Source organism: Pedobacter psychroterrae, from assembly GCF_004331695.1.
Lineage (GTDB): Bacteria > Bacteroidota > Bacteroidia > Sphingobacteriales > Sphingobacteriaceae > Pedobacter > Pedobacter psychroterrae.
Genome location: NZ_SJSL01000001.1, coordinates 1462673 through 1480564, shown reverse-complemented (window position 1 = coordinate 1480564; position 17892 = coordinate 1462673). Strand labels below are relative to the sequence as shown.

Annotated in this window: 15 protein-coding genes; 6 read left to right on the top strand and 9 right to left on the bottom strand. The window is 42.7% G+C overall.

Annotated elements, in window-relative coordinates:
* Positions 1–51: 51 nt before the first annotated feature.
* Positions 52–603 carry an RNA polymerase sigma factor gene (locus tag EZ437_RS06485; protein ID WP_131594373.1) on the top strand — a complete coding sequence of 184 codons (552 nt, stop codon included), beginning with the start codon at positions 52–54 and terminating at the stop codon, positions 601–603.
* Positions 604–1455: an anti-sigma factor gene (locus EZ437_RS06480; RefSeq protein WP_131594371.1), complete on the top strand. Its 852-nt coding sequence runs from the start codon at positions 604–606 to the stop codon at positions 1453–1455.
* On the opposite strand, the gene EZ437_RS06475 is transcribed toward EZ437_RS06480, so the two are convergent.
* From EZ437_RS06475 to EZ437_RS06460, 4 genes are all read right to left on the bottom strand, one after another.
* Positions 1452–2375 carry an NAD(P)H-hydrate dehydratase gene (locus EZ437_RS06475; RefSeq protein ID WP_131594369.1) on the bottom strand — a complete coding sequence of 308 codons (924 nt, stop codon included), beginning with the start codon at positions 2373–2375 and terminating at the stop codon, positions 1452–1454. The genes EZ437_RS06480 and EZ437_RS06475 overlap by 4 nt on opposite strands.
* Before the next feature lie 7 nt (positions 2376–2382).
* Positions 2383–5226, bottom strand: a complete 2844-nt coding sequence (gene uvrA, locus EZ437_RS06470; RefSeq protein WP_131594367.1) for an excinuclease ABC subunit UvrA — start codon at positions 5224–5226, stop codon at positions 2383–2385.
* A 102-nt stretch (positions 5227–5328) separates the two neighbouring features.
* A complete protein-coding gene (locus tag EZ437_RS06465; protein ID WP_131594365.1) occupies positions 5329–6381 on the bottom strand; it encodes a 2Fe-2S iron-sulfur cluster-binding protein in 1053 nt (350 codons plus the stop codon).
* 83 nt (positions 6382–6464) lie between these two features.
* Positions 6465–7265: a lytic transglycosylase domain-containing protein gene (locus EZ437_RS06460; protein ID WP_131594363.1), complete on the bottom strand. Its 801-nt coding sequence runs from the start codon at positions 7263–7265 to the stop codon at positions 6465–6467.
* A 497-nt stretch (positions 7266–7762) separates the two neighbouring features.
* Between EZ437_RS06460 and EZ437_RS06455 the strand changes: the two genes are divergently transcribed.
* Positions 7763–9265 (top strand): pseudouridine synthase, encoded by a 1503-nt coding sequence (locus tag EZ437_RS06455; RefSeq protein ID WP_131594361.1) that lies wholly within the window; start codon positions 7763–7765, stop codon positions 9263–9265.
* 3 nt (positions 9266–9268) lie between these two features.
* Entirely contained in the window at positions 9269–10372 is a 1104-nt protein-coding gene (locus EZ437_RS06450; protein WP_131594359.1) for a lactonase family protein, read from the top strand.
* Positions 10373–10489: 117 nt separating this feature from the next.
* Here the strand turns inward: EZ437_RS06450 and bshA are convergent, their stop codons facing one another.
* From bshA to tilS, 3 genes are all read right to left on the bottom strand, one after another.
* The gene (gene bshA / locus EZ437_RS06445) at positions 10490–11638 is read right to left on the bottom strand and encodes an N-acetyl-alpha-D-glucosaminyl L-malate synthase BshA (protein WP_131594357.1); all 1149 of its coding nucleotides are present in this window, start codon (positions 11636–11638) and stop codon (positions 10490–10492) included.
* An 81-nt stretch (positions 11639–11719) separates the two neighbouring features.
* Positions 11720–12202 carry a hypothetical protein gene (locus EZ437_RS06440; RefSeq protein ID WP_131594355.1) on the bottom strand — a complete coding sequence of 161 codons (483 nt, stop codon included), beginning with the start codon at positions 12200–12202 and terminating at the stop codon, positions 11720–11722.
* A gap of 75 nt (positions 12203–12277) precedes the next feature.
* Positions 12278–13612, bottom strand: coding sequence for a tRNA lysidine(34) synthetase TilS (tilS, locus tag EZ437_RS06435; protein WP_131594353.1), 1335 nt, complete (start codon positions 13610–13612; stop codon positions 12278–12280).
* A 29-nt stretch (positions 13613–13641) separates the two neighbouring features.
* Between tilS and EZ437_RS06430 the strand changes: the two genes are divergently transcribed.
* Positions 13642–16131 carry an OstA-like protein gene (locus tag EZ437_RS06430; protein WP_131594351.1) on the top strand — a complete coding sequence of 830 codons (2490 nt, stop codon included), beginning with the start codon at positions 13642–13644 and terminating at the stop codon, positions 16129–16131.
* On the opposite strand, the gene rdgB is transcribed toward EZ437_RS06430, so the two are convergent.
* Positions 16103–16681 carry an RdgB/HAM1 family non-canonical purine NTP pyrophosphatase gene (gene rdgB / locus EZ437_RS06425; RefSeq protein ID WP_131595211.1) on the bottom strand — a complete coding sequence of 193 codons (579 nt, stop codon included), beginning with the start codon at positions 16679–16681 and terminating at the stop codon, positions 16103–16105. The two genes, EZ437_RS06430 and rdgB, sit on opposite strands and share 29 nt — an antisense overlap.
* Complete coding sequence (locus EZ437_RS06420) at positions 16681–17268, bottom strand: hypothetical protein (RefSeq protein WP_131594349.1); 588 nt, start codon at positions 17266–17268, stop codon at positions 16681–16683. The genes rdgB and EZ437_RS06420 overlap by 1 nt, the downstream gene beginning before the upstream one ends.
* A 109-nt stretch (positions 17269–17377) precedes the next feature.
* Between EZ437_RS06420 and EZ437_RS06415 the strand changes: the two genes are divergently transcribed.
* The gene (locus EZ437_RS06415; protein ID WP_131594347.1) at positions 17378–17881 is read left to right on the top strand and encodes a hypothetical protein; all 504 of its coding nucleotides are present in this window, start codon (positions 17378–17380) and stop codon (positions 17879–17881) included.
* The last annotated feature ends 11 nt before the right edge of the window (positions 17882–17892 follow it).

The window sequence follows — 17892 nt, the reverse complement described above, 5'->3', positions numbered from 1 at the left end:
AAAACAATTCCCTCTTTTTTCTTGTTGTTGTTTCTGTATATTAGCAAATCATTGGCAACAACTAAAAAAATAACCTTTACAGAGGAAGAGCTGGTCAACAGACTGAAAAGTAGGGATACACTAGCTATGAGGGCGTTATACGACATGTATTCCGGCGCCCTCCTTGGTGTCATCTCAAGAATTATCCCTCAGATAGAAGTAGCGGAAGACATATTACAGGAAACTTTTATTAAAATCTGGAACTCTGCAGATAGTTATGACAATACTAAAGGCCGGTTGTTTACCTGGATGATGAATATCGCCCGCAATATGTCCATCGATAAACTACGTTCTAAAGATTTTAAAAATTCCGGTAAAAACCAGGACATTGAAAATAACGTAGATTTCATTGATGCACAAAAAAAGGTAACCTTCAATGCTGATCTACTGGGCCTGAAGGAACTGGTCACTTCGTTAAAGCCAGAATACCATAATGTTGTGCAAATGATATATTTTAAAGGGTACACACACGTAGAGGCGGCAGAAGAATTGAATTTGCCATTGGGTACGGTAAAAACCCGTATCAGGAAAGCGATTTTGGAGTTAAGAAAGTATTTTAATTAAGTGGAAGAAGTAAAGGCATATATTGAATCAGGCATACTCGAACTTTACGTTTTAGGGCAGTTAGCTCCTAACGAACGCGTAGAAGTAGAAGCAATGGCGGCTAAATATCCTGAAGTAAAACAGGAAATTACTGCTATTGAGATCGCGATGGAACAGTATGCATTAGCCCAGGCTTTGCAACCTACAGAAGGCTTGGATAAAGAAATCTTCAATCGTATTGAAAACACCCAAGCCGGCAGTGACCATACTGAAAGTGTGACTATACCATTTAAAATAGCGGATGACGCAAAACAATACGAATCGAAAATAAAAACCTTGCGCTTTGCACTTGTTGCCTGTATCGCTTTGCTGGTAGTGAGTACCGTTGCACTCTACTCCTCTCATACAGAACTGGGCGCCGCTAAAGAACAAATCGCAGACCTTAGCTCAGAGAAAGACCAGTTTACTTCTACAGTAAACTACATGAAACAGACCAACTCCGATCTGCAAAAAATTGCAGACATGGTAGACGATCCTGACTGGAAGACAGTCAGACTTGCCGGTACTGCAATGGATCCAAAGGCAAAAATGACCGTGTACTGGCATATAAAAGGCAATCATGTAATGGTAGACAATTCCAAAATGAAATTGCCTGCCAATGATGATGCACATCAGTACCAGCTATGGGCACTCGTAAATGGTAAACCCGTAGACCTTGGTGTATTTGATGTAAAGCCTGATACAACAGGTATCCTCGTGAATATGAAAAATATTGCCGCTGCACAAACCTTTGCGGTGACCCTGGAGAAACGCGGAGGAAGTCCAAGCCCTACTATGGATCAAATGATCGTAGCAGGTAATGTATCTATTTAATCGCTTACATACCACCTTGGTACTTTAGGGACGTATTCAGCAACTTCCAAAGCCCTGACGTTGGAGCGTGTTTTTGCCAGTTCCGACCCAGCTGCCCCATGAAAAAAACACCCTAATATGGCGGCTTCTTTAGCTGCGTACCCCTGCGCTATATAAGCAGCGATGATCCCCGTCAGGACGTCACCCATACCCCCCTGTGCCATTGCAGGGCTGCCTGTGGAGTTGATATATACAGTCCCGTCTGCATCTATAATAAACGTATATTGATTTTTTAACACGATCACAATGCCCAGCTCCGCCGCCCTTTCCCTGGCAGTCTGCAAACGGCTATACCATGTTTCATGTATACCAAACAACCTGTCAAACTCTTTCATGTGGGGCGTAAGTATGCTGCCTTTCACCAATCCCTGCATCAGCAAGCTGTTTGAAGCCAGCAGGTTCAGCGCATCCGCATCCGCAATTACAGGTCTTTTCAGTTCCAGTATCCGGGACAATAATGCCACAGCTTCCTCAGTAATCCCTACACCCGGCCCAATCGCAACTGCATTATATCTATTTAATGCCTCTTGTTCAAAGAACTTTTCACGTGACAGGTACATTACCTCAGGTAAAGAAACATTTAAAGCCATTAGTCCACTCTCAGGGATACATGCCGTAGTCAGACCAGCTCCCGCATATAAACAACCGCTTGATGCCAGCAAAGCGGCCCCCATGGTAGCACGTTCTCCTGCGATGATTAGCGCATGACCATAGGTCCCTTTATGAGAAAAATCCAAACGGGGCCTGATCAAAGCGCTTATATCCGACTCCTGAATCAATCTATAAGGAGAGTCAGTCGCAGCAGATAAACCTCTGCTCACATCCTGTATCTTGCTTATTGAATCACTATCGGGCAAAAAAGCACTTAATTTATCAGCCATGACTACATTATAAGCCCATTTCCTTTTTCAAAAACTTACCGGTCAGGCTAATTGGATTCTGGATCAGCCCCTCAGGCGTACCCTCAAAAATGATCCTCCCCCCTCCGGCCCCACCTTCTTCACCAAGGTCTATCACCCAGTCGGCCACTTTCACCACATCCAGGTTATGCTCTATCACCAGCACCGTATTGCCTTTTTCTACCAGTTCATTCAATACGCCAAGCAGCACATTGATGTCCTCAAAATGCAAGCCCGTAGTAGGCTCATCCAGTATATAAAATGTTCTTCCTGTATCTTTTTTAGAAAGCTCAGTAGCCAGTTTCACACGCTGTGCCTCCCCCCCCGACAAAGTAGTCGATGATTGTCCCAGTGTGATATAGCCCAAACCTACATCTTTCAATGTCTTGATCTTGCGATAAATAGCCGGCATATTTTCAAAGAAATCTACTGCCTCCTCTATACTCATATCCAGCACATCGCTGATGGATTTACCGCGATAACGCACTTCCAGGGTTTCCCTGTTATACCTTCTTCCCCCACATTCTTCACAGGGCACCTGTACATCAGGCAGGAAATTCATCTCTATCACCTTCATTCCTCCTCCCTGACAAGTCTCGCAGCGCCCGCCTTTCACGTTAAAAGAGAACCTTCCGGGCTTGTAGCCTCTGATCTTGGCCTCCGGCAACTGCACATATAAGTTCCTAATATCAGAAAATACACCGGTATAAGTGGAAGGATTAGACCTTGGTGTACGCCCTATCGGAGCCTGGTCTATCTCAATTACTTTATCTATTTCTTTCAGCCCATTGATCTTTTCATAAGGCAGCGGATGTTTTTTTGCCCTGAAGAAATGATGGTTCAATATAGGGTACAGCGTTTCTGTGATCAGGCTTGACTTTCCGCTGCCCGACACGCCTGTTACCGCTATAAATTTACCGAGAGGGAAATCAACCGATACATCTTTCAGGTTATGACCATGGGCTTTTATGATAGACAATTTATGCCCTGTCCCTTTTCTTCTTTTTTTAGGCACTTCAATGCCTTTTTTTCCATTCAGATACGCCGCCGTAAGGGTGTCAGATTTCAGGATCTGGGCCGGAGTACCCTGCGCTACGATCTGTCCTCCATGCATTCCCGCCGCCGGGCCTACATCTATCACATGGTCTGCCTCCAGGATCATTTCCTTATCATGCTCTACCACCAATACCGTATTGCCCAGATCGCGCAGGTTCTTCAGCGCACCAATCAGCCGCTCATTATCCCGCTGGTGCAGGCCAATACTAGGCTCATCCAGAATGTACATTACATTCATCAACTGAGAACCGATCTGTGTCGCCAGCCTGATCCTTTGCGCCTCACCGCCCGACAAAGTCCGCGCAGTGCGATCCAGCGAAAGGTAGTTCAGTCCTACATCACTAAGGAAACCAAGCCTTGCCCTGATCTCTTTAAGAATCTCCTTAGCAATGGTATTTTGTCTTTCATTCAATCTGCTCTCTACATCCAGGTACCAGTTTTTCAAACTGGCAATATCCATTTCAGCAAGTTCAAAGATGTTCTTGCCATCTATCTTAAAATGCAGGCTTTCCTTTTTCAACCTTGCTCCATTACAAACCGGGCAGGTCTTCAACTTCCTGAACGACTCCATATCATCCGAAATGCCTTCACTTTTACGCTCCTGCTGCTCTTCCAGCAACTTAATGATCCCGTCAAAAGTGATCTGGTAATTCTGAACATTCCATTTATTGTACTCAACAGCTACACTCAGCAACTCATGGGTACCATTTAATATAATGGTTATATTTTCTTCAGTTAGTTTTTCCAGAGGAGTAGACAACGAAAAATTGTATTTTTTCGCCAATGCTTTTAGCACCTGGAACATCCATATATCCCTGTATTCGCCCAAAGGCGCCAGTCCGCCGTTCAATATGCTCAGCTTAGGATTTGGCATCACCGATTCCCGATCTATCACAAAGATATATCCCAATCCGTCGCAATTTTCACACGCCCCGTAAGGCGAGTTGAACGAGAAACTGTTAGGCTGCGGTTCATCATAGGAAATCCCGGTAGTAGGGCACATCAAAAACCTGCTAAAATGCGATACATTATTGTCTTTATCACTGATCTTGATAATCCCCTTGCCCAGTCGCATCGCGATCTGCAAAGAATCCTGAAGCCGCTTCACATCTTTTCTATCGATGACAAGCCGGTCCACTACGATCTCAATATCATGGATCTTATACCTGTCTACCTGCATTTTAGGCGTAATATCCTGGATATCCCCATCAATGCGCACCTTTACATAACCCTGTTTACGGATCTGCTCAAACAACTCCCGATAATGTCCCTTCCGTCCTTTTACCACAGGGGCAAGTATATTTACCGCCAGGCCATCATATTTTTTGAAAATATTATTGAGGATCTGGTCTTCGCTCATGCGCTCCATTTTCTCACCGGTATTATATGAAAAGGCATCAGCCGTACGGGCATATAGCAAGCGCATAAAATCATAGATCTCGGTAATTGTACCGACTGTAGACCGAGGATTTTTACTGGTGGTTTTTTGTTCTATCGCAATTACCGGGCTCAGGCCCGAAACCTTATCTACATCAGGCCGCTCCATCCCGCCCATAAACTGACGTGAATAAGCACTGAAGGTTTCCATATACCTCCGCTGCCCCTCGGCATAAATGGTGTCAAATGCCAGCGAGGACTTGCCGCTACCACTTAAACCGGTAATCACAACCAATTTATTTCTCGGAAAGGAAACGTCTATGTTCTTAAGGTTATGTACCCTGGCACCATATACTTCTACATCTTTTTGCTCACCAAGGTCAACAGTATTTTTGCTCATATATCTATTAAAAACGAATTCACAAAGGTAGTCCATTATAAGGAAAAAATCCTCTATTTTACTGAATTACAGAACAGAATTTACACCTATATGTTTGGCTCTTCACCACACTATAGTCGTCCCATCCGCTGTAGGGTGACCAGTGCACACCAGCACCCTGCCCGCAGCAATTTCATCATCCATCAATACCTCATTGTAATCCATGTGCACCCCACCTTTAATGCAGGTGGCCGTACAAGTACTGCATATCCCCGCCCTGCAACTATAAGGAACATCGATTTTATTTTCAAGCGCCACATGAAGTATCGTTTTATAGTATGGCACATCCAGTTTGTATTCATGTCCCTTCAATTTCAGCACCACTTCATATGTATTTTTATCCTTCACTTCCTTTTCAGTCATGTCGTCCTCGTCTACCTCATCCTCGGGCAGCACAAAGGTTTCTCTTTTAATCTGACTGATATTAAATCCAAGCTTCAGCAACGTGATCCTGCAGGTCACCATATAATCAATAGGCCCGCAAGTATAGAAAACAGCATCTTTTACCTCAAACTTCATGTCTTCCTGTACGATCTTTTCAATAAGGAAAACATTTAAGCGGGCCATGAGCAGGTTTTTGGTCTGACTGGAAACATAAATGATCTTAAACCTGGCTGGATGCTGCTCCTGCAATTTATTTAGCTGATTGTAGAATAGCGTCTCATCAACCGAACGGCTGCTATAGATCAAAACGATGTGAGAATGCTGTTCTGCCAGCAGGGCAGTCTTGATAATAGAGAACACCGGAGTGATCCCCACCCCTGCGGCAAACAGGAAAACAGTTCTTTTCAGCTCTCGCTGGGGCTCATAAACAAACAATCCGTTTGGTGGCAACGCCTGCAAAACATCACCAATGCGTGTCTTATGGTGCAAAAACCTGGAAATTTCTCCATTCTCTACCCGCTTTATGGCAATGGCCAGCGGTTCATCTGCATCCGGAGCGCTGCAAAGCGAATAAGACCTTCTGATTTCCCTACCCTGTATATTGAATACGAGCGTTAAAAACTGACCAGCCAGATAAGATGGCTTTTGTCCGTCTATCACCTCAAAAGTCAGTATAAGCGTTTCTCCCCGACTGTATTCCAGATGCTGTACACGCAGTTTCATCAATTCCATAGCTGAGTAAAATAGTAAATTTCACCTAAAGCACAAAGCCGCTTCGATAAATCGAAACGGCCTTATATTGTAAATGTCTTTTTTTATTCTACCGTAGCGTCCACATTAAATGGCTTTGCATTGTATGCAAGCAATTCTTTTGGTGCCCTAAAACCATACCTTACAGGATCTTCTACAATTTCTTTCATTGAAATCAGCTTATATACGTAACCCGCGGTTTCTTTATTCAGCCTCATCTTAAAATAATTGTCCTGATTTTGCCTGTTGATCTGCTTCTTCATATGGGTATCACCCACATTGTATGCAGCGGCAACCAGTGTCCAGCTATCAAAAATACCATAAAGTTCTTTGATATACTTAGCTGCTGCAATGGTCGACTTACGTAAATTCTTACGTTCATCAACATTTGAGTTGACTCTCAGGCCATAGCTGCGTGCAGTACCCGGCATAAATTGCCAAAATCCTGCAGCACCTTTAGGAGAAGTGCCAGACTTCAATCCTGATTCAACCAGCGGGACATATTTAAAATCCTCCGGAATGCCGTACGCGGCAAGAATAGGTTCAATTATAGGGAACCATTCTGCAGCTTTTCTGTGTAGCATGTTGGTTTGTATCCGACTATAATTGTAAGCAGCGAGCACTTTTTTCATTTTACGTTCCACTTTGGCATCGCCCAATGGAAGTGTCTCTTCTGCGAAATTTAACTGGGCCATCAGTGAGGTAGGCGCCTTTACTTTTGTGGTGGTAGTGGTGGTGGTATTCTTTGTTTTTTGTACTTCTTTCGAAGTACTTTTAGTTGCTTGGGGCATGTGGTAAGCAAACACTTTTGCCATAACCAGTAATGCAATTATTACCGTACATGTTATTATGTGTTTCTTTATCATTTTCCTCCTTTTTTTGGTTAACAATAATAAACTGCTGCAAATGTACGATTTACTAACCTTATTATCAAGTAATTACGAAACTTTGTCTCAAAATCCACGTTTAAAGAAGCTTAAAGGAAGATTATCTATGCCTGATATTAAGTGTTTTCAGGGATAAAAAAACGCAAATTCAGTTCCTTGAAAAATCAGACCTAGATCTTTTCAAATTGCCTGCTACTACCTGCTGGGTTCACCATGTGTTCGCCCTGCGCTCGCTATTGACAGGGTCTTTGCAGGGGGTATCCAGGGCGTTGGTTCGGCCGAAAGCCTGTCAACACTTACTAAACCCTATATATACCCCCTGCAAAGACCCTGTCAATAGCGACTGCATCTAGAGCCAACCCTAAGGTACCACAAAACAACTTCGCTCCACCCTTTAGTAAACACATATAACATTGTGGATTAAAGCAATTTTGACTAACTTTGCCACCCGCATAATTTGCGGCTAATAGCGTATCATGACAAAAGACAATAACAGGAACAGTCGGGATGACAAGTCCAAACCGGGAAACCGAAGCACAACAGGCAGAAGACCAAATGGAACAGACAGTTCATACAAGGGCAAAAGCAAGTTTGACGATAAAGAAGGAAAAGACAATAAATTTGGTGGATCCAGAGATTTCAAACCTAGGGAGGGAGAGAAAAAAGAATTCAGGCCCAGAACGCCAAGAGATGGTGAAAGCAGGGATTTCAAACCCAGAAGCAGTGAAGGCAGAGAATCAAAACCGAGAGAAGGCGACAGAAAAGACTTCAAACCAAGAGGAGCCAGAGATGGAGACTCCAAAAGTTTCAGACCCAGATCAGATAAAGACAATAAAGATTTTAAACCCAGAGGCGCCAGAGCTGCTGAAGGAGACTTCAAACCAAGAGCACCCAGAAGTGCCGATGGAGACTATAAACCAAGAAGCACTGGTGACAGGGATTTTAAACCCAGAACATCCAGAGACGGTGACAGCAAAGACTACAAACCGCGTGCACCAAGGGCCTTCAAAGAAGGTAGCTCAAGAGAAACCCCTCCGGGCGAAAAAACACGCAGTTATATAAAGAAAGATAATTTTGGGGCTAAAGGCGATCAGCCTTTCAGAAAGTTTGACGATAAAAGTTCGCAGAGCTCAAGAAGTACCGATAGCAGACCATTCAGAAAAAGAGACGAATCAGGTAAACCCAATTTTCAGGACCGCGGGGAACGCATAGAAAATGCGCCTACCATGCGAAACAGGAAAAACGCTCCTGTCAAAGATGACGGACTGATCCGCTTAAACCGCTACATTGCCAATTCAGGAATCTGTTCACGCCGCAAGGCAGATGAACTGATCGCCGCTGGTGTGGTATCAGTAAATGGAGAAGTAGTGTCTGAACTTGGCCATAAGGTAGATCCTTTTAAAGATGAGATCAGGTACAATGGCGAACTACTGAAACGTGAAAAACGCGTATATGTATTACTGAACAAACCCAAAGATTACATCACTACCACAGACGATCCCCAGGAACGCCGTACGGTAATGCAGTTGGTAGAAAAAGCAAGCAGGGAAAGGATTTACCCGGTTGGGAGATTGGACAGAAATACTACCGGGTTATTATTGATGACCAATGACGGCGACCTTGCCGATAAATTATCCCATCCTAAAAACGGAATTACCAAGATCTATCATGTAGAACTGAGCAGAAGTTTGAGCCAGGGAGACCTGAACAAAATTCAGTTTGGTCTGGAACTGGAAGATGGGATTATTAAACCAGATTCTGTATCTTACGTTGCCGGAGCGAGTAAGCGTGAGGTGGGTATCCAGATTCATAGTGGTAAAAACAGAATTGTGCGCAGGATATTCGAACATCTGGGTTATGATGTGGTAAAACTGGACAGGGTTGTTTACGGTAATTTAACCAAAAAGGACCTTCCCCGCGGCAGATGGCGCTTCCTTGAAGAACATGAACTGATACAAATCAAACACCTAATAAAATAACACATGAAACGATACCTGCTTTTACCAGTTGTGCTGCTATCTATGCAAACTTATGCACAGAAACACCAGCTAATTATTGGAACATATACCAATACAGGTAAAAGTGAAGGAATCTACGTGTATGATTTTGATGCCAAAACAGGCGATGCAAAGCAAAAAAGCGTAACTAAGGGTGTGCAAAACCCTAGTTACCTTACTGTAAGTGCAGACAACAAGTTTATTTACAGTGTAAATGAGTCGGGTGCAAGCAGTGCGGCCAGTGCATTTAGTTTTGATGCTCCAAGTGCCGAACTTAAGTTCTTAAATAAGCAGTCTGCAGGTGCAGACCCTTGTTACATCATTGCAGATAAAAAACATGTAATTACAGCCAATTATTCAGGTGGCAATGCTTCCATTTATGGTATTGAGGCTGATGGATCACTGGGTGCATTGAAACAATCTGTGCAGCATACAGGTAACGGCTTTAATCCGAACAGGCAAAACAGTCCGCATGTGCATATGGCTTTATTTACGCCAGATCACAGATTTGTGCTGATAAATGATCTCGGCAAAGACAAGGTATATATTTATAAATACAATGCAGATGCGGAGAAAAACGTACTTACACCGCATGACAGTGTCGCCATTGCTCCGGGAGCCGGACCAAGGCACCTCACTTTTAGTAAGGATGGCAAGTTTGCGTATTTACTGCATGAAATGGACGGTGGTGTTACAGTATTCAGTTATAAGGACGGATCACTGAAAAAGATCCAGGATACAAAAATAACCGCTGATGGGTTTAATGGGGAGAATGGCGCTGCCGATATCCACCTTTCGCCGGATGGAAAGTTTTTATATGCGACCAACAGGGGCAGTGAAAACAACATCACCATATTTTCTGTTGCAAAAAGTGGATTATTAAGCAAAACCGGTCAGGTAAGCACAATGGGCAAAGGCCCAAGAAATTTTGTTATTGATCCTTCAGGAAAGTTTTTATTAGTGGCGCACCATTATACGAATGATGTAGTGGTATTCGAACGGAATGCCGCTAGCGGTGCATTAAAAGATACAGGCAAAAGGATTGCCGTTGGCGCACCTGTTTGCCTGGTATTTGCCCCTATCAAGTAATTTTTACTAAATCATGCTACTACTCAGATGCTGCAGAGCAAAATAAATTAAGAATCACTACAACAAAAGGCCTTTGGAAAATCCAAAGGCCTTTTGTTTATATCGTAAATGGCTAGTTTAAACAACCAATTGTTTTTTCTTCGCAGTTTCAATGACTTCGTTATAATAAGCAATATAATCTGGCAGAATTTTCTTTAGATCAAAATCTTTAGCCCTTATCAATGCATTTTCTTTATACTGCTGAAGCACCGCATCGTCTTTAAGAATGGAAATGGCTTTGGCTGCCATATCATCTACATCACCTACATTGCTCATATATCCGCAGAAGCCGTCAATATTCAATTCTGGCAGGCCGCCTGCATTGGAAGTGATTGCAGGAACTTTACAGGCCATAGCTTCGAGTGCGGCCAATCCAAAGCTTTCAGATTCTGAAGGCATCAGGAACAGGTCTGAGACAGACAGGATTTCTTCTATCGCATCCTGCTTACCTAAAAATCGTACGTGATCACATATTCCAAGGCTGCGGCAAAGTTGTTCATCAGACGCCCGTTCGGGGCCATCCCCCACCATCAGTAACTTGGAAGGGATCACTTCCTGGATCTTTTGAAACATTTTGATCACATCTGAGGTACGCTTTACTTTCCTGAAATTGGAAGTATGGATCAGGATCCGTTCATTATTTGGCGCTATGGCCTTTTTGAAGTGATCTTTAGGCTTTAAACTGAACCTTGTGAAGTCTATAAAATTAGGGATCACCCTGATCTCATTGGTAATATCAAAGTGCTTTTCAGTGTCATCCTTTAAGCTTTGGGAAACAGTAGTAACACCGTCTGACTTATTAATGGAGAAAGTAACAACCGGCTTATAGGTTGGGTCTTTGCCCACCAAAGTGATATCTGTGCCGTGCAGTGTAGTGACAAAAGGTATATTAATGCCATAAGTTTCCAGGATCTGTTTGGCCATAAAAGCTGCCGAAGCATGCGGGATGGCGTAATGTACATGGAGGATATCCAGGCCCTCAAAGCGCACTACATCTACCAGCTTACTGGCAAGTGCAGACTCGTAGGGTGCATAATCAAAAAGCGGGTAGTCCCTTACCGATACTTCATGGTAGAATAAATTGGCAGAGAAGAAATCCAGTCTGGCCGGCTGGCTATATGTGATAAAATGTACCTGATGCCCCTCATCAGCAAGTGCCTTGCCTAATTCTGTAGCAACGACACCACTACCTCCAAAAGTCGGGTAACAAACAATACCTATTTTCATTAATTATGTTTTGTTTAACAATGCAAAGTACACTACTTAAACTGACGTTTGTGTTAAACAATTGCAATTATTTCAATTCGCTTAGCTTCTCATTTCATTCTGGATGACAAGATACATCTCATTTGGCCTTTGGGTACCGATGTAATATTCAAATCCGTCAACATCTGTAAGTACCACAACGTCTTTACCGGACGAATAAAAACGGATGCTTCCTTTTCGGTGCAGGTTGTACACCGCATTGTTAAAAAAATAATTGCTATAAACGTCCTTTCTTACCTTCTTGATAGAATTTAAATCAATCTCTACCCGCTTGGCACTCCACAGGCCATCTATTACTATTTTTTTATTCTCAATAGTGATTTTATACTGAATCAGGAACAGCAGGGCGATAGATACCGCAATGATACCAAAACCAACTACCAGGTAGAGGTCCTGTGTATTGTCTCTGTCGCGTTCATATACATATGCGCCAAAGCAAAACGCAGCCATTACCAGCCTGATACAGATACGGATATAATCCCGGCCGATGTATTGTTTTTCAAAATAAGCGTGACGGTTTGCCATTGGTGTAATTTTTATAAAGTTACTTGTTTTCTATATCCCTAATATAATGTAGGTGTAAATCTTTGGTAAGATATTCTATCTGGACGGTAACAGTTCAAATATGGCAGTTTTTTTTGTTGCCCGGGTTATCTTATACCTGTTGTCTTGCCTCAATCCTGCTATCCATACGATCTCTCCGTTTCCGTTCAGCACCAGCGGAATCTGGTCCTTTTCACTAAGGGGTATCTTTTCGTCAATAAGAAAATTGCTCAGCTTTTTGAAGGTTTTCATTCCCAGGGGTATAAACTTATCCCCTTCCTGACGGCTCCTGACCACCAAAGGGAAGATCAGCTTATCTGCATCTATAAATGCTCTATTGGCCGACCTTTCAAAAAAAGGTACATCCGCATAGGAGATCATGATCTGATGGTTCAAAAGCGGCACTACAGTAGCTAAATCGTATATGAACACAAGGGGCTGCTCCTGATTGCTTAAACTGGAAATGATCAGGTCTTCCCGGTCTATTACTATTCGGTGCGAGGTGCTGTAAAAGGAAGTTCCGCTTTGTTTGTCCAGCGCTGATGTTAGATCGCCCACGGTATGTTCTGAAAAGCCAAATGGCCTGAGCAATTCAAAGAGCAATAACCTAATGGGATTGAGGGCCTTTACTTTAGCGATCGACAAATGTATCACACCTTGTTTGTCAACAAACAACTCCTGTTTTAACGTAGCTATCACATTTTGAAGTACCAGTTCTGTATCCGCAAACCGCTGTATGTTGTGCTCAAAAGTCTCACCGAAATTAGGATTGATCTCTTTTAGCTGAGGGATAACTTTGAGCCTGATCTTGTTGCGTGCATAATTGGCTGATAAATTTGAGCTATCCTCTACATAATCAATATTATTCGCTTCAATCAACTGGTCTATTTGCTGGCGTGAAAGAAACAGCATTGGTCTTACCAGCTTCCCGCGTTTGGGAAGTATGCCGTGCAGGCCAGCAATGCCTGTACCCCGTGTAAGATTGAGCAAGACAGTCTCTATGGCATCGTCCTGATGCTGTGCTACAGCGATCAGGTCATATCCCTGTGCAATGCTGATCTGTTCAAACCAGGTGTAGCGCAGTTCCCTTGCGGCCATCTGGGTAGAGATATTGTGCTCGCTGGCATAAGCCCTGGTCTGGAAATGTATTACATGAAAAGGGACGCCAAGTGTGGCGGCCAGCATCCTTACAAAGCTTTCATCCCGTTGCGATTCGTCTGCCCTCAAATTAAAGTTACAGTGCGCTATACCAAAATCGTATCCTGAGAGTTTAAATAGATGGGCCATCAAAACTGAATCCCTACCGCCGCTTACAGTCAGAAGAATTTTGTGCTGATCTGTAAAAAGAGCGTTTTGGATGATGTAATCTTTAAAATCGGGTAGGGGTAACATTTTTCAAAGATAAAAACTAACTTTGTAACGTGCAGAAAATACGCTTTTTCTTTATTTTATTTATGTTTCCGTTGTGCTTGCTGGCGCAACAGAAGACCAAGATTATTTTACAGCATGCTGAGGTCGGACGTACGGTACAAATTGCGGAAGGCGCCGTCAGATCTACTGCATCTCATCTTAAAAAACCAATTTTCAAGCATGAAAATGCGATACTGACTTGTGACAGTGCTATATTTTTTGAAAGCAGAAATGTTTTTGAGGCCTATGGCAATGTACACATCAATCAGAATGACACCATCAATATCTATTCAGATTTTCTGACCTATGATGGTAACACGAAGATTGCCCATTTGACAAGTAATGTGAGGATGATCGACAATAAGTCGACACTGACCACCAACACCCTGGATTATAACACCGGAACTAAGATCGGAACCTATGTAGAGGGGGGTAGGATCGTCAACAAAGACATTACCATCACCAGTAAAAACGGGTACTATTTTTCTAATACTAAGGATGCCTATTTCAGGTACAATGCGGTGGCGGTATCACCAAAAGTAACCATCACTTCTGACACCCTGAGATACAATACAGGCAGCAACTGGGCTTATTTTTATGGCCCCACCAATATAAAAGGCAAGGACGACAACTTATATACCGAAAACGGCGCTTATAATACCAAGACCGAATACGCTTATTTTGGAAAGAAAAACCTGTATACTACTGACAGCAAGTCGCTGAAAGGAGATAGTTTGTACTACGACGGAAAGGCTGGATATGGCAAGGCGGTGAAGAACATCATTTTCCGGGATACCAGCGACAAAACAGTGCTGTATGGCCAGCAGGGATTTTACTATAAGAAGGATGAACGGGCGGTGGTGACCAACAAAGCCTATGTGGGCATGGGTAGCAACGACTCAATTACGGTAAACAATAAGCTGATTCCCGATACACTCTGGATGGGGGCAGATACCTTAGAAACCCAGATGGTATTGCAGAAAACACTAACATTGATAGAATCCCCTATACTGAAAAAGGACAATGAACTGGGTGATGCAGATGATGAGAAAAAAGAAGAGGTGGGAAAAGGAGGCCGTGTGGATATAAAAACAATCAATGCAAAGAAAGGCAGCACTCCGCCGGCAACTGCCAAGCCCATTGGGAAAAATGCCCCACCTTCCAAAAAATTACCGCCTGGTCAAATCTCTAAAGACAGTACCCTTACAGATTCACTGGTCAGACAGCCCATTGCGCTGACGGACAGTCTGCAAATAGACAGTTTACAGAAGGACGGTTTACCGGCCTCAAACAAGCTGCTGAAGGATAGTGTTAGGAAAGACAGCCTTTTAAAAGATAAAGTTCCTGTCAGTAGGAAAGACCTGAAAGCGGCTAAGAAAGCCTTGAAAACTGCTACAAAGGATTCTCTGACAAATGCAGCAAAGGAATCTCTGATGACTGCTGCGAAGGATTCGCTGAACAAGAGTGTCCTTCAAGATTCGGTAAAGACTGCGGTAAAGGACTCGCTGAACACTATGGCCGACAGCCTGTCAAAAAAGACAGGTGTCATTGCAAAGATCCCCGATAGCCTGGGTAAGAAAAAGGCCGACAGCCTGACTAAGAAAGCGTCGGGCGTAATCAGCAAGGCGACAAGTTTAAAAGATTCTGTCCTGACACCGGCAGATACTATAAAAGTGCGGTCAATTAAAGCTTTTCATAAGGTGAGGGTCTATAAAGCAAACATGCAGGCCATAGCAGATTCATTGTTTTATACTAGTGCAGACTCCACATTACGATGGTATGGAGACCCCATCCTTTGGTCTCAGGGATCACAACAAACCGGAGACACCATTTACCTGAGGCTAAAGGACAAAAAGCTAAATACCCTCCAGGTATTGCAAAAGGGCTTTTTGGTAAATGTATACTCGGATTCAGCGAAATTTAACCAGGTGAAAGGAAAACTGATCACAGCTTTCTTTAAGGATGGCGAACTGAGCACTATGTTTGTAGATGGCAATGCTGAAAGTGTATATTATACCAAAAGCGGCAAGGATAGTGTTTACACTGAAATGAACCAAACGGTGAGTAGCAGGATAAAAATGAAGTTCCTAAACAAAGAGATCACCAATATCCTGACCATCAAAAATCCGGAGGGGGTTAGGATTCCAGTGGAGGAAATGAAAGAAGACGTGCTGTTGACTGGATTTATCTGGAAGCCGGAATTAAGGCCGCTATCGAAAAAAGAGGTGATCAATGGAAAATCCAAGGCAAAAGAACCGGCGAAGGCCATAGCAGCGAAGAGTGCCCCACCCAAAAAGCCTGGCAGTACTGCCAAAAGCATTATTGGCGCAGCCAAGGGACTGATAAAAGATCAACTCAATAACAACAATATTGAAATAGATTCCATCCCCGATAATTTAGCTGACACCAGCAAAATTGACCGTGAGAAAGTTAAACAGGAAATTAAAAAGGCCGATTCGGTGATAAAAAAACTTAGTCCTTTTCCTTTAAAAAAGCCATAAGCTTGTTCATAGCCAATGCCCTGTGACTGATCAGGTTCTTTTGGGCCATGCTCATCTCTGCAAAGGTGACTTCATAACCTTCAGGTTCAAATATGGGGTCATAACCAAAACCCTTTTCACCGGCAGGTGCTAATCTTATATTGCCATATATAACTCCCTCAAACAGGTGTTCTTGTCCTTCTTTGATCAAAGCAATCACTGTTTTGAAGTTGGCTCTTCTGTTGCTTATTCCCTCCATCTTCTTCAGCACAAGCCTTAAATTTTCGGCATCATCCCTGTTACCGGAATATCTTGCAGAAAAAATACCCGGTTCATTATTTAAAGCTTCAATTTCCAGTCCGCTGTCATCAGCAAAGCAGTCCATCCCGTAATGTGCGACTACATAGCTGCTTTTAAGCAACGCATTTTCTGCAAAGGAATTTCCCGTTTCCGGAATATCGACATCGCAACCAATATCAGTTAGGCTCAAGACCTTATATTTGCCAGATAGCAGCTTTTCAACTTCTTCGGTTTTATGTTTATTATTGGTAGCGAATACCAGTTCTCTGATCATAGTCCCAGATTTTTAAGACATCCCCAAAGCGCCTTTTTACCATTTGCATCTTCATTCAGCTGTGGCAGTCCGGCAGAAAAAATAAGCTTTACCACGCCTTCATGTATAATGGTGTTTTCAGGATGCACAGCCAGGCCCAGGGCCGAGGGAGATACACCAAAAGCAAATACCACCCCACTATTAAAATATTCCTTTAATAGTGCAAAACTCGTATTGCTGTATTTTGCATAATTGAGTAGGGCAAAGTCATCAGCAGTCAGGTTTACTGATTTTACTATTTTCCTCAATAATTCCCTTCCTGTTTCATCACTTACATCATGCTGGTCATCATTTACAAGGATCAGTATATGGCGCTTGTTTTTTCCTAAGAATTTAAATTCAATCTTTTCTTCCACAATAGCGGCCTTAAAAGCAACTTGCGGTTCGGTAACAATAAGCGCTTCCGCAGGCACTTCAGTAAAAGACTTAGCAACAGGAGCTTCAATCATGACAGGCTCATTGATGAAAGCCTCATTCACAAAATAAATATCTTCTGTAAAAAATAAACGCAGGGCTTCTCCGTTAGTTGAAAGTTGGCTAACCATTTACTTATAGCTTAGTGGAAATAATTTTTGTGTTAAAATTAGTTAAATATCTCGTTATAGCACCTTTATTTATTACTTTTATGCCTTAAAATTACACTATAAATCTTTTGTGAGAAAAGTTTACTGTATCATTATACTGTCTCTTTTTGTGGGTAGTGCCTATGCGCAAAATGTAGCCGTTATAAATAGTAATGCTATTAGTAATAAGGAATTTATCTGGTTTTACAAGAAGAATCATTCTGGTAACTCCAATGCCAGTTATCAGCAACTGGAAGATTACCTGAACCTGTACATAGATTTTAAACTTAAGGTACTTGATGCTAAAGAATTGGGGATGGACAGGGATACGGCATATCTGAGAGAAGTAGCCAATTATGAAGCTGCCCTGCATGCGCAGAAAAGAAGATCAAAAACAAATGCAGAATACCCTTTGATCATTAATGAGTATAAAGATGCAGTTCTGATGTTTAACATTTCAGAAATGAAGCTCTGGAAACAGGCACAGAATGATGAGGAAGAGAAAAAACTGGAGGCCGAATGGATTAGCGAATTAAGAAACCGCTACACGGTCAAGATTGATAAAGAAGAAATAAGAAAGTTAACTAAGCCATAAATTACATGGCA